Source organism: Agrobacterium sp. H141, assembly GCF_057158725.1.
This window is the reverse complement of sequence record NZ_CM169893.1, coordinates 2730685-2743531: the sequence shown is the minus strand read 5'-3', so window position 1 is coordinate 2743531 and position 12847 is coordinate 2730685. Positions and strand designations below refer to the sequence as shown.

The following is a 12847-nucleotide window of genomic DNA, read 5'->3' as shown; positions in this document are numbered from 1 at the left end:
AGACGAGGCGCGCGCCGGCCAATTGGCGCGCGCTGCTTCTGCTCCGGCGCTCAAAGCCCGGGGCAGGGCATTTCCGCCGCATTCGCGGTCTATAGTCGTTTTAGGGGATTGTGGTGGTCACCCGGGAATTTGGTCACCATCGATCCCAAGCTGAGGGCGATAAGCCCCACAAGGAGACAGGCATGAACCAAGAGGTCATGAACCTTTTCAATCCGCAGGTTCCGGCTCAGCACTTCGATTCCATCCGGATTTCGATCGCCTCGCCTGAGAAAATTCTCTCCTGGTCCTATGGCGAGATCAAGAAGCCTGAGACCATCAACTACCGTACGTTCAAGCCAGAGCGTGACGGTCTGTTCTGCGCGCGTATTTTTGGCCCGATCAAGGACTATGAGTGCCTTTGCGGCAAGTACAAGCGCATGAAGTACAAGGGCATCATCTGCGAAAAGTGCGGTGTGGAAGTCACGCTGTCGCGCGTTCGCCGTGAGCGCATGGGCCATATCGAGCTCGCCGCTCCCGTTGCCCATATCTGGTTCCTGAAGTCGCTTCCTTCGCGCATCTCGACATTGCTCGACATGACGTTGAAGGATGTTGAGCGCGTTCTCTATTTCGAGAACTATATCGTGACGGAGCCAGGCCTGACCTCGCTCAAGGAAAACCAGCTTCTCTCCGAAGAAGAATACATGATCGCCGTCGATGAGTTCGGCGAAGATCAGTTCACCGCCATGATCGGCGCTGAAGCCATCTTCGAGATGCTGGCATCCATGAACCTGGAAAAGATCGCTGGCGATCTGCGCACGGATCTGGCTGAAACAACGTCGGATCTGAAGCAGAAGAAGCTGATGAAGCGGCTGAAGATCGTCGAGAACTTCATCGAGTCCGGCAACAAGCCGGAATGGATGATCATGAAGGTCGTTCCTGTCATCCCGCCGGACCTGCGCCCGCTGGTTCCGCTCGATGGCGGTCGTTTTGCGACGTCTGACCTCAACGATCTCTATCGTCGTGTGATCAACCGTAACAACCGTCTGAAGCGCCTGATCGAACTGCGCGCTCCCGGCATCATTATCCGCAACGAAAAGCGCATGCTGCAGGAATCTGTGGATGCACTGTTCGACAACGGCCGCCGTGGCCGCGTCATCACCGGCGCCAACAAGCGTCCGTTGAAGTCGCTGTCCGACATGCTCAAGGGCAAGCAGGGCCGTTTCCGTCAGAACCTTCTCGGTAAGCGCGTCGACTATTCCGGTCGTTCGGTTATCGTGACCGGTCCTGAACTGAAGCTGCACCAGTGCGGTCTGCCGAAGAAGATGGCGCTCGAGCTGTTCAAGCCATTCATCTATGCCCGTCTCGACGCCAAGGGTTACTCCTCCACCGTCAAGCAGGCCAAGAAGCTGGTTGAAAAGGAAAAGCCTGAGGTCTGGGATATCCTCGACGAGGTTATCCGCGAGCATCCGGTTCTTCTGAACCGTGCGCCGACGCTTCACCGCCTGGGCATCCAGGCCTTCGAACCGACCCTGGTTGAAGGCAAGGCGATCCAGCTGCATCCGCTCGTCTGCACGGCCTTCAACGCCGACTTCGACGGCGACCAGATGGCCGTTCACGTGCCGCTGTCGCTGGAAGCCCAGCTCGAAGCCCGCGTGCTGATGATGTCGACCAACAACATTCTGCACCCGGCCAATGGTCATCCGATCATCGTGCCGTCGCAGGACATGGTTCTCGGCCTCTACTATCTGTCGATCATGAACCAGAACGAGCCGGGCGAAGGCATGGTCTTCTCCGACCTCGGCGAGCTGCATCACGCTCTGGAAAACAAGGTTGTTACCTTGCACTCCAAGATCCGTGGTCGTTTCAAGACAGTTGATGAAGACGGCAACCCGGTCTCGCACGTTCACGAAACGACACCTGGTCGTATGCTCATCGGCGAACTTCTGCCGAAGAACTTCCAGGTGCCGTTCGAAACCTGCAACCAGGAAATGACCAAGAAGAACATCTCGAAGATGATCGACACGGTCTACCGTCACTGCGGTCAGAAAGACACGGTCATCTTCTGCGATCGCATCATGCAGCTCGGCTTCGGCCATGCTTGCCGCGCCGGTATTTCCTTCGGCAAGGACGACATGGTCATCCCGGACGCCAAGTACACCATCGTCGGTGATACGGAAGCGCTGGTGAAGGAATACGAGCAGCAGTACAACGACGGTCTCATCACCCAGGGCGAAAAGTACAACAAGGTTGTCGACGCATGGGGCAAGGCGACTGAAAAGGTCACGGAAGAAATGATGGCCCGCATTAAGGCTGTCGAATTCGATCCCGAAACCGGTCGTCAAAAGCCGATGAACTCGATTTACATGATGAGCCACTCCGGTGCGCGTGGTTCGGTGAACCAGATGCGTCAGCTGGGCGGCATGCGCGGCCTTATGGCCAAGCCATCGGGTGAAATCATCGAGACGCCGATCACGTCGAACTTTAAGGAAGGCCTGACCGTTAACGAGTACTTCAACTCGACTCACGGTGCCCGTAAGGGTCTCGCAGACACCGCTTTGAAGACGGCTAACTCGGGTTACCTGACCCGTCGTCTGGTTGACGTTGCGCAGGATTGCATCGTCAACATGGTCGATTGCGGAACTGAAAACGGCCTGACCATGACCGCCATCGTCGATGCCGGTCAGGTTGTTGCCTCCATCGGTGTCCGTGTTCTGGGTCGTACGGCTCTGGACGATATCGATCATCCGGTCACTGGCGAGCGTATCGTCGATGCCGGCAAGATGATCCTCGAGCCCGATGTCATCGAAATCGAAAAGGCTGGCATTCAGTCGATCCGAATTCGCTCGGCCCTGACCTGCGAAGTGCAGACCGGCGTTTGCGGCGTCTGCTATGGTCGCGACCTTGCCCGTGGTACGCCTGTCAACATCGGTGAAGCTGTCGGCGTTATCGCTGCGCAGTCGATCGGTGAGCCGGGCACCCAGCTCACCATGCGTACCTTCCACCTTGGCGGTACGGCAAACGTGGTCGACAGCTCGTTCCTGGAAGCATCGTACGAAGGTACTGTGCAGATCAAGAACCGCAACATGCTGCGCAACTCCGACGGCAACCTGGTTGCCATGGGTCGTACGCTGTCGGTCACGATCCTGGACGAACGTGGCGTCGAACGGTCTTCGCAGCGTGTCGCCTACGGCTCCAAGCTGTTTGTCGACGATGGCGACAAGGTGAAGCGCGGTCAGCGTCTCGCCGAGTGGGATCCGTATACACGTCCGGTCATGACGGAAGTTGCCGGTACGGTCGAGTTCGAAGATGTGGTCGATGGTCTCTCCGTTCTGGAAGCAACCGACGAGTCCACAGGCATCACCAAGCGTCAGGTTATCGACTGGCGCTCCACGCCGCGCGGCGCGGATCTCAAGCCTGCGATCGTCATCAAGGACGACGCCGGCAATGTGATCAAACTTGCCCGTGGTAACGATGCCCGCTTCCAGCTTTCGGTTGACGCCATTCTGTCGGTTGAGCCGGGCCAGAAGGTCTCCCAGGGTGACGTGCTTGCACGTTCGCCACTGGAAAGCGCGAAGACGAAGGACATCACCGGTGGTCTGCCGCGTGTTGCCGAACTGTTCGAAGCTCGTCGTCCGAAGGACCATGCCGTCATCGCTGAGATTGATGGTACGATCCGCCTTGGCCGCGACTACAAGAACAAGCGTCGCGTGATCATCGAGCCGGCAGAAGATGGTGTCGAACAGGTCGAATACCTGATTCCGAAGGGCAAGCCCTTCCACCTTCAGGAAGGCGACTTTATCGAAAAGGGTGACTACATCCTCGACGGTAACCCGGCACCGCACGACATCCTGGCGATCAAGGGCGTGGAGGCACTCGCTTCCTACCTCGTGAACGAAATCCAGGAAGTCTACCGTCTGCAGGGCGTTGTCATCAACGACAAGCACATCGAGGTGATCGTTCGCCAGATGCTGCAGAAGGTCGAAATCACCGAGTCCGGTGACTCAGGCTATATCGTTGGCGACAATGTGGATCGCATCGAGCTCGATAACCTCAACGAGCGTCTCGTCGAGGAAGGCAAGAAGCCAGCTGATGGCCTGCCGGTTCTGCTCGGCATCACCAAGGCATCGCTGCAGACGCCGTCCTTCTTCTCGGCCGCATCCTTCCAGGAAACCACCAAGGTTCTCACGGAAGCTGCGATTGCCGGCAAGACCGACCCACTGCTCGGCCTGAAGGAAAACGTGATCGTCGGTCGTTTGATCCCTGCCGGTACCGGTGGCGTCATGACTCAGATCCGCCGTATCGCAACCTCTCGCGACGACCTCATTCTCGAGGAACGCAAGAAGGGTTCCGGTGTGGATTCGGCAACGCCGATGCTTCAGGATCTTGCCAAGGCAGAACAGCCAACCGCTGGCGAGTAATCGCCAGCACAGGGCTTTCCTGTCAGGTTTGAAAAGTAGAAAGGCGCTCGGAGCAATCCGGGCGCCTTTTGTCGTCAAACAATGATGTTCCCCAAAAGATGCGCACGAAAAAGGGCCGCAGGCGAAAGCCAGCGACCCGTCAAATTCTTGTCCGCGCCTTCCGCGCAGATCGGCGATACATCAGTCGAAGCGGATGATCGCGACTTCGCCCTCAAGCGCGCCCTGATAAGCAGAAGCATGCGGCTCCTCATCAGGCATGCCGCCCATCACGCCGATCTGGTCGAGATCTGCCTCCAGATAGCCTTCTTCGGAAAGCGCGTTGAGGGCAGTTCTCACAGCGGTGTCGTCGTCCGGTGCGATCAGCATGATATGCAGGTCGATACCATCGCTATCGGCGACCTCATAGGCCTTGGCGATAATGATGAAGACCATAGGCTCGTCGTTGGAGTTGTCGTTGTCCGCCGGGCTGGCCATGGCGTTTCCTTTCGTCTGAAGATACTTGATTCGAACGGCGCCTTCGCCGCCAGCGTGTAAGAAGGTGAGGGGAGTAAACGATTCCCGCCCTGTTTTCAGTGATGGATCTTGAATCTAGCGTTGCATCCACGATATTTCCATGGCCGGTGCGAATTAAGGGTGTAGACGAGCCCTCTGCACCGCCGTTTGGCAAGAATTTCCCGATGCAGACTTGACGGAACCTGGGGAAACCAGTAGTACGCCCGGCATCAGATCCAATGTGAGGCATGGCTGTTCAGGACGACTCGTCCCGGAGTTCACCTCAAACAAGGTTCTAACGCACGCTGAAGACTGAAATGCTGCACGCATGACGCATGGTAAGTGCGTCCTCTGCTCTTTGTGGTCCATCCGCTAAAAAGCGGGTAGGGCCATATTTTGCGCATGATGAACGGTGCGGCCACCGCCGGCGACGGCAAGACGAAGGGTCCGTGAGGGCTTAGAGACACAACAAGGGATGGTTATATGCCTACCGTAAACCAGCTGATCCGTAAGCCGCGTCAGGCACAGGTAAAGCGCAATAAGGTTCCTGCTCTTCAGGAAAACCCGCAGAAGCGTGGAGTTTGCACTCGCGTTTACACCACGACCCCAAAGAAGCCGAACTCGGCTCTTCGTAAGGTCGCCAAGATCCGTCTGACCAATGGCTTTGAAGTCATCGGTTATATCCCAGGCGAAGGCCATAACCTGCAGGAACACTCCGTTGTGATGATCCGCGGCGGCCGCGTAAAGGATTTGCCGGGCGTTCGTTACCACATCATCCGTGGTGTTCTCGATACGCAGGGCGTCAAGAACCGTAAACAGCGCCGCTCCAAATACGGTGCAAAGCGTCCGAAGTAATCTTCGGTCACAAACGATTTAATCGGGCGCTGCGCGAGGTTCTCCGCGTTATAAGGCGCCATCAACCAGTTGAGAGACAAGAAGCATGTCACGTCGCCACAGAGCTGAAAAGCGTGAGATCAACCCGGACCCGAAGTTCGGCGATCTCGTTGTCACCAAGTTCATGAATGCCATCATGTTGCATGGTAAGAAGTCCGTCGCTGAAACCATTGTTTATGGCGCGTTCGATAACGTTCATGAAAAGATGAAGCAGGAGCCGGTAGCGGTTTTCCATCAGGCGCTTGAAAACGTTGCTCCGCACGTTGAAGTGCGTTCGCGTCGCGTTGGTGGTGCAACCTACCAGGTCCCGGTCGATGTTCGTCCGGAGCGCCGTCAGGCTCTCGCCATCCGCTGGCTGATCACCGCTGCTCGCAAGCGCAACGAAACAACCATGGTCGATCGCCTGTGCGGCGAACTCATGGATGCAGCTAACAATCGTGGCTCCGCGGTTAAGAAGCGCGAAGACACCCACAAGATGGCCGACGCCAACCGTGCCTTCTCGCATTACCGCTGGTAATCACACGATCGATTATTGAAAGGCAGTCCATAATGGCTCGCGAATATAAAATCGAAGACTACCGCAATTTCGGTATCATGGCGCACATCGACGCCGGTAAAACGACGACGACCGAACGCGTTCTGTTCTACACCGGCAAGTCTCACAAAATCGGTGAAGTGCACGACGGCGCAGCCACCATGGACTGGATGGAGCAGGAGCAGGAGCGTGGTATCACCATCACGTCTGCTGCGACCACGACCTTCTGGAAGGGTCGCGACGGCAAGATGCGCCGCTTCAACATCATCGACACCCCCGGCCACGTTGACTTCACGATTGAAGTTGAGCGTTCGCTGCGCGTTCTCGATGGTGCAGTAGCGCTTCTCGACGCCAATGCCGGTGTTGAGCCGCAGACGGAAACTGTTTGGCGTCAGGCCGACAAGTACAACGTTCCGCGGATGATCTTCTGCAACAAGATGGACAAGATCGGTGCCGACTTCTATCGCTCGGTTGAGATGATCAAGACCCGTCTCGGTGCGATCCCGGTTGTTGTTCAGCTGCCGATCGGCGCTGAAAACGACTTCGCCGGCGTTGTCGATCTGATCGAAATGCAGGCCCTTGTCTGGCAGGGTGAAAACCTCGGCGCTGAATGGGATGTCGTTGAAATCCCGGACGACCTGAAGGAACGTGCTGCCGAGTGGCGCGAGAAGATGATCGAAGCGATCGTCGAAATCGACGAAGCTGCGATGGAAGCCTATCTTGAAGGCAACATGCCCGATAACGATCAGATCCGTGCGCTGATCCGTCGTGGTACCATCGACGTGAAGTTCTTCCCGATGTTCTGCGGCTCTGCCTTCAAGAACAAGGGCGTTCAGCCGCTTCTCGATGGCGTTGTCGACTTCCTGCCGTCGCCGCTGGACATTCCTGCTATCGCCGGTATCGACTTCAAGACCGAAGCCGAGATCGAGCGTCATGCAGACGACAGCGAGCCTTTGTCGATGCTGGCATTCAAGATCATGAACGACCCCTTCGTCGGTTCGTTGACGTTCTGCCGCATCTATTCCGGCAAGCTCGAAAAGGGTACGTCTGTACTCAACACGGTCAAGGACAAGCGCGAGCGCGTCGGCCGTATGTTGCAGATGCATTCCAATAGCCGTGAAGACATCGAAGAAGCCTTCGCAGGCGACATCGTGGCTCTGGCTGGCCTCAAGGAAACCACAACAGGCGACACGCTCTGCGATCCCCTGAAGCCGGTTATCCTCGAGCGCATGGAATTCCCGGAACCGGTCATTCAGATCGCGATCGAGCCGAAGTCCAAGGCTGACCAGGAAAAGATGGGTCTCGCGCTCAATCGTCTGGCTGCTGAAGATCCGTCTTTCCGCGTCAAGACAGACCAGGAATCGGGTCAGACCATCATCGCCGGCATGGGCGAGCTTCACCTCGACATTCTCGTTGACCGCATGCGTCGCGAGTTCAAGGTTGAAGCATCTGTCGGTGCACCGCAGGTTGCTTACCGTGAATCGATCACGCGCAAGCATGAAGAAGATTACACGCACAAGAAGCAGTCCGGTGGTACCGGTCAGTTCGCGCGCGTCAAGATCGTCTTCGAACCGAACCCGGATGGCGAAGACTTCCTGTTCGAATCCAAGATCGTTGGTGGTTCTGTTCCCAAGGAATACATCCCTGGCGTACAGAAGGGCATCGAAAGCGTTCTGACTTCTGGTCCGCTCGCTGGCTTCCCGATGCTCGGTGTCAAGGCAACCCTGATCGATGGCGCATACCACGACGTCGACTCCTCGGTTCTCGCCTTCGAAATCGCATCGCGTGCCTGCTTCCGTGAAGCAGCCCGTCAGGCTGGTGCACAGTTGCTCGAGCCGATGATGAAGGTCGAAGTTGTAACGCCGGAAGATTACGTCGGTGACGTAATCGGTGACCTTAACTCGCGTCGTGGCCAGATCCAGGGCCAGGAATCACGCGGTGTTGCAGTTGTCATCAACGCGCATGTTCCTCTTGCGAACATGTTCAAATACGTCGACAACCTTCGCTCCATGTCGCAGGGCCGCGCCCAGTATTCGATGGTCTTCGATCACTACGCGCCGGTTCCATCGAACGTAGCCCAGGAAATCCAGGCGAAGTATTCCGGTCAGAAGTGACCGGGATACCCGAATAGCTATTAGATTAATTGAATTTCCCCGGATGGGGATAGCAAAACGGAGAGCCGAAAATGGCAAAGAGTAAATTTGAGCGCAACAAGCCGCACGTTAACATTGGCACGATTGGCCACGTTGACCATGGCAAGACGTCTCTGACGGCTGCAATCACCAAGTTCTTCGGTGAGTTCAAGGCCTACGATCAGATCGACGCCGCTCCGGAAGAAAAGGCACGTGGCATCACCATCTCGACGGCACACGTCGAGTATGAGACGCCGAACCGCCACTACGCCCACGTTGACTGCCCCGGCCACGCCGACTACGTCAAGAACATGATCACGGGTGCAGCGCAGATGGACGGCGCGATCCTGGTTTGCTCGGCAGCCGACGGCCCGATGCCGCAGACCCGCGAGCACATCCTGCTTGCCCGTCAGGTTGGCGTTCCGGCAATCGTCGTGTTCCTCAACAAGGTCGACCAGGTTGACGACGAAGAGCTCCTCGAGCTCGTGGAAATGGAAGTTCGCGAACTTCTGTCGTCCTACGACTTCCCGGGCGATGACATTCCGGTCGTCAAGGGTTCTGCACTGGCAGCGCTCAACGACAGCGACAAGAAGATCGGCGAAGACGCCATCCGCGCCCTGATGGAAGCTGTTGACGCTTACATCCCGACGCCGGAGCGTCCGATCGACCAGCCGTTCCTGATGCCGATCGAAGACGTGTTCTCGATCTCGGGCCGTGGTACGGTTGTGACCGGTCGTGTTGAGCGCGGTATCGTCAAGGTTGGTGAAGAAGTCGAAATCGTCGGCATCAAGGACACCTCCAAGACGACGGTTACCGGCGTTGAAATGTTCCGCAAGCTGCTCGATCAGGGCCAGGCTGGCGACAACATCGGTGCACTCGTCCGCGGTGTTGACCGTAACGGCGTTGAGCGTGGTCAGATCCTGTGCAAGCCGGGTTCGGTCAAGCCGCACAAGAAGTTCATGGCAGAAGCCTACATCCTGACGAAGGAAGAGGGTGGCCGTCATACGCCGTTTTTCACCAACTATCGTCCGCAGTTCTACTTCCGCACCACGGACGTGACCGGTATCGTGTCGCTTCCGGAAGGCACGGAAATGGTGATGCCTGGCGATAACGTCACGGTTGAAGTCGAGCTGATCGTTCCGATCGCGATGGAAGAAAAGCTGCGCTTCGCGATCCGCGAAGGCGGCCGCACCGTCGGCGCCGGTATCGTGGCTTCCATCATCGAGTAATCGATTGACGGGTGGCCGGGGACAGTGTATGTCGCCGGCCACGAACACATGCGGACGGTGATTTGTTATCGTCCGCAGTTTGCGCTGCGTTGAGTCGATCTTTCGGGATCGAGACCTGGCAGGGCTCTCAGAATAGCAGGTGACAGCGACCCCGCACTGGTGTCGCTGTGATTTTTGATAATTCGGGGCCGGCCAGTAATTGGTAATTCACTGTCTCTGCGTATGCGGGACGCGAAAAAGAACAAGGACATGTCGAATGAACGGCCAGAATATCCGCATCCGCCTCAAGGCGTTTGATCACCGGGTTCTCGATGCCTCCACGCGGGAGATCGTTTCGACCGCAAAGCGTACAGGCGCGAGCGTTCGCGGCCCGGTACCGCTTCCTACCCGCATTGAAAAGTTCACGGTTAACCGGTCGCCACACGTCGACAAGAAGAGCCGCGAACAGTTCGAGATGCGCACACACAAGCGTCTTCTCGACATTGTTGATCCGACACCGCAGACCGTTGACGCGCTGATGAAGCTCGACCTGGCTGCCGGCGTAGACGTCGAGATCAAGCTTTAAAAAATGGAATTCCGGCGAGAGCCGAAATAACAAGGAAGGTACGTGGCAAGACCTGCCAACGACTTCTCGAAACGGGAAACCCGATAGTTCGGAAGGACTGGAGCGGAATCCTTAAACAAAGAGGCAAGACGGGATCGCCTGATCTCGTTAGCGACTCTCAAGAGGAATGAACCAATGCGTTCAGGTGTTATTGCACAGAAAGTGGGCATGACCCGGGTCTACAACGACGCCGGCGAGCATGTTCCTGTAACTGTATTGCGGATGGACGGCTGCCAGGTCGTGGCTCAGCGTACGCAGGAGAAGAACGGCTATACGGCTGTTCAGCTCGGCGTCGGTGTTGCCAAGGTCAAGAACACGTCGAAGGCGATGCGCGGTAATTTTGCCGCCGCCAACGTCGAGCCTAAGGCCAAGCTTGCCGAGTTCCGCGTATCCGAAGACAATCTGATGGAAATCGGTGCTCAGATCATGGCTAGCCACTTTGCGGCCGGTCAGTTGGTTGACGTAACCGGTACTACAATCGGTAAGGGCTTTGCCGGCGCGATGAAGCGCCACAACTTCGGCGGTCTTCGCGCGACCCACGGTGTGTCGGTTTCGCACCGTTCGCACGGTTCGACCGGTTCCAACCAGGATCCTGGTAAGGTCTGGAAGGGCAAGCGTATGGCTGGTCACATGGGCCAGACCCGCGTCACCACCCAGAATCTGGAAGTTGTGTCGACCGATGAAGATCGTGGTCTGATCCTGATCAAGGGCGCCGTACCCGGCTCCAAGGGTTCCTGGATCATCGTTCGCGACGCCATCAAGTCGGCCGCGAAGTAAGGGAGCCAAGAACATGGAATTGAACGTCAAGACCCTCGAGGGCAAAGACGCCGGCAAGGTCTCCCTGTCGGACCTGATTTTCGGCCTCGATCCACGCGAAGATATTCTCGCACGTATGGTTCGTTGGCAGCTCGCGCAGAAGCAGCAGGGCAGCCACAAGACCAAGAGCCGTTCGGAAGTAGCCCGCACCGGCGCCAAGATGTACAAGCAGAAGGGTACGGGCCGCGCTCGTCACCATTCGGCTCGCGCTCCGCAGTTCCGCGGTGGTGGACGTGCACATGGTCCGGTTGTTCGCAGCCATGCATTCGACCTTCCCAAGAAGGTTCGCGCGCTTGCTCTGCGTCACGCTCTCTCCGCCAAGTTCAAGTCTGAAGACCTGATCATCGTCGATGACCTGGTTGCTTCGGAAGCCAAGACAAAGGCGCTGATCGGCACGCTTGCTTCGCTCGGCCTCACCAACGCCCTCGTTATCGGCGGTGCTGAGATCGACAACAACTTCAAGCTCGCTGCTCAGAACATCCCGCATATCGATGTTCTGCCAGTTCAGGGCATCAATGTTTACGACATCCTGCGTCGTGGCAAGCTCGTGCTTTCCAAGGCTGCTGTAGAGGCTCTGGAGGAGCGGTTCAAATGACGGATCTTCGCCACTATGACGTGATCGTCTCTCCGTCGATCACTGAAAAGTCGACCCTGGTATCCGAACACAACCAGGTCGTCTTCAACGTTGCCAAGGGCGCCTCCAAGCCAGAAATCAAGGCTGCTGTGGAAGCTCTCTTTGGTGTCAAGGTCACCGCCGTGAACACGCTCGTCCGCAAGGGCAAGGTAAAGCGGTTCCGCGGCTTCATCGGCAAGCAGAAAGACGTCAAGAAGGCTGTCGTGACGCTCGCCGAAGGTCAGTCCATCGACGTGTCGACGGGCATCTGAGGTAGGGATCTAGAAAATGGCATTGAAAAGCTTTAACCCGATCACTCCGAGCCAGCGTCAGCTCGTCATCGTCGACCGCTCAGCCCTCTACAAGGGCAAGCCGGTCAAGTCGCTGACGGAAGGTCTTGGCAAGAGCGGTGGTCGTAACAACACCGGTCGTATCACGGCTCGCTTTATCGGTGGTGGTCACAAGCGCACCTATCGTCTGGTTGACTTCAAGCGTCGCAAGTTCGACGTCGAAGGCACCGTCGTGCGTCTGGAATACGACCCTAACCGTACCGCGTTCATCGCACTGGTAGCATATGCTGACGGCGATCAGGCTTATATCCTGGCTCCGCAGCGCCTGACAGCCGGCGACAAGGTGATCGCATCGCAAAGCGCAGTAGACGTGAAGCCTGGCAACACCATGCCGCTTCAGGCTATTCCGGTTGGTTCGATCATCCACAACGTTGAGATGAAGCCGGGCAAGGGCGGTCAGATCGCTCGTTCGGCAGGCACCTATGTACAGCTGGTCGGCCGTGATGCCGGCATGGCAATCCTCCGCCTGAATTCGGGTGAACAGCGTCTGGTTCCTGGCTCTTGCCTTGCAACCATCGGCGCGGTCTCCAACCCGGACCACGGCAACACTAACGATGGTAAGGCCGGTCGTACCCGCTGGCGTGGCAAGACCCCGCATAACCGCGGTGTCGTCATGAACCCGGTCGACCACCCCCACGGTGGTGGTGAAGGCCGCACCTCTGGTGGTCGTCACCCGGTTTCTCCATGGGGTAAGCCGACCAAGGGCAAGCGTACTCGTTCGAACAAGTCGACAGACAAGTTCATCATGCGCTCGCGCCACCTGAAAAAGAAGTAAGAGAGGTTAG

11 protein-coding genes are annotated in these 12847 nt (G+C 57.3%); 10 read left to right on the top strand and 1 reads right to left on the bottom strand.

The genetic code is table 11. From position 1 onward, the window contains the following. Nucleotides 1-182 precede the first annotated feature (182 nt). The gene (gene rpoC / locus ACWPM9_RS12625; protein WP_428189326.1) at nucleotides 183-4397 is read left to right on the top strand and encodes a DNA-directed RNA polymerase subunit beta'; all 4215 of its coding nucleotides are present in this window, start codon (nucleotides 183-185) and stop codon (nucleotides 4395-4397) included. A 180-nt stretch (nucleotides 4398-4577) separates the two neighbouring features. Here the strand turns inward: rpoC and ACWPM9_RS12620 are convergent, their stop codons facing one another. Further along, complete coding sequence (locus tag ACWPM9_RS12620; RefSeq protein WP_428189325.1) at nucleotides 4578-4871, bottom strand: transcriptional regulator; 294 nt, start codon at nucleotides 4869-4871, stop codon at nucleotides 4578-4580. 501 nt (nucleotides 4872-5372) lie between these two features. On the opposite strand from ACWPM9_RS12620, the gene rpsL reads away from it, so the two are divergent. From rpsL to rplB, 9 genes are all read left to right on the top strand, one after another. Then, nucleotides 5373-5744: a 30S ribosomal protein S12 gene (gene rpsL / locus ACWPM9_RS12615; protein ID WP_003507760.1), complete on the top strand. Its 372-nt coding sequence runs from the start codon at nucleotides 5373-5375 to the stop codon at nucleotides 5742-5744. Nucleotides 5745-5829: 85 nt separating this feature from the next. Then, the gene (rpsG, locus tag ACWPM9_RS12610; RefSeq protein ID WP_484755371.1) at nucleotides 5830-6300 is read left to right on the top strand and encodes a 30S ribosomal protein S7; all 471 of its coding nucleotides are present in this window, start codon (nucleotides 5830-5832) and stop codon (nucleotides 6298-6300) included. Between the two features lie 32 nt (nucleotides 6301-6332). Next, a complete protein-coding gene (gene fusA, locus ACWPM9_RS12605; RefSeq protein ID WP_428189323.1) occupies nucleotides 6333-8432 on the top strand; it encodes an elongation factor G in 2100 nt (699 codons plus the stop codon). 71 nt (nucleotides 8433-8503) lie between these two features. Beyond that, nucleotides 8504-9679: an elongation factor Tu gene (gene tuf, locus ACWPM9_RS12600; protein WP_484755370.1), complete on the top strand. Its 1176-nt coding sequence runs from the start codon at nucleotides 8504-8506 to the stop codon at nucleotides 9677-9679. Nucleotides 9680-9935: 256 nt separating this feature from the next. Next, nucleotides 9936-10244 (top strand): 30S ribosomal protein S10, encoded by a 309-nt coding sequence (gene rpsJ / locus ACWPM9_RS12595; RefSeq protein ID WP_006728688.1) that lies wholly within the window; start codon nucleotides 9936-9938, stop codon nucleotides 10242-10244. A gap of 174 nt (nucleotides 10245-10418) precedes the next feature. Continuing rightward, nucleotides 10419-11060, top strand: coding sequence for a 50S ribosomal protein L3 (gene rplC, locus ACWPM9_RS12590; protein ID WP_428189101.1), 642 nt, complete (start codon nucleotides 10419-10421; stop codon nucleotides 11058-11060). Nucleotides 11061-11073: 13 nt separating this feature from the next. Then, entirely contained in the window at nucleotides 11074-11694 is a 621-nt protein-coding gene (gene rplD / locus ACWPM9_RS12585) for a 50S ribosomal protein L4 (RefSeq protein WP_428189102.1), read from the top strand. Continuing rightward, nucleotides 11691-11984 (top strand): 50S ribosomal protein L23, encoded by a 294-nt coding sequence (locus tag ACWPM9_RS12580; protein WP_428189103.1) that lies wholly within the window; start codon nucleotides 11691-11693, stop codon nucleotides 11982-11984. The genes rplD and ACWPM9_RS12580 overlap by 4 nt, the downstream gene beginning before the upstream one ends. A gap of 16 nt (nucleotides 11985-12000) precedes the next feature. After that, entirely contained in the window at nucleotides 12001-12837 is an 837-nt protein-coding gene (gene rplB, locus ACWPM9_RS12575; protein WP_428189104.1) for a 50S ribosomal protein L2, read from the top strand. Nucleotides 12838-12847 lie beyond the last annotated feature (10 nt).

Bases quoted from the DNA above. Each gene is read 5' to 3' on its own strand.
- rpsJ (WP_006728688.1), top strand. From the start codon at position 9,936: ATGAACGGCCAGAATATCCGCATCCGCCTCAAGGCGTTTGATCACCGG.
- ACWPM9_RS12620 (WP_428189325.1), bottom strand. From the start codon at position 4,871: ATGGCCAGCCCGGCGGACAACGACAACTCCAACGACGAGCCTATGGTC.
- rplD (WP_428189102.1), top strand. From the start codon at position 11,074: ATGGAATTGAACGTCAAGACCCTCGAGGGCAAAGACGCCGGCAAGGTC.
- rplB (WP_428189104.1), top strand. From the start codon at position 12,001: ATGGCATTGAAAAGCTTTAACCCGATCACTCCGAGCCAGCGTCAGCTC.
- tuf (WP_484755370.1), top strand. From the start codon at position 8,504: ATGGCAAAGAGTAAATTTGAGCGCAACAAGCCGCACGTTAACATTGGC.
- ACWPM9_RS12580 (WP_428189103.1), top strand. From the start codon at position 11,691: ATGACGGATCTTCGCCACTATGACGTGATCGTCTCTCCGTCGATCACT.
- rpsG (WP_484755371.1), top strand. From the start codon at position 5,830: ATGTCACGTCGCCACAGAGCTGAAAAGCGTGAGATCAACCCGGACCCG.
- rplC (WP_428189101.1), top strand. From the start codon at position 10,419: ATGCGTTCAGGTGTTATTGCACAGAAAGTGGGCATGACCCGGGTCTAC.
- rpsL (WP_003507760.1), top strand. From the start codon at position 5,373: ATGCCTACCGTAAACCAGCTGATCCGTAAGCCGCGTCAGGCACAGGTA.
- rpoC (WP_428189326.1), top strand. From the start codon at position 183: ATGAACCAAGAGGTCATGAACCTTTTCAATCCGCAGGTTCCGGCTCAG.
- fusA (WP_428189323.1), top strand. From the start codon at position 6,333: ATGGCTCGCGAATATAAAATCGAAGACTACCGCAATTTCGGTATCATG.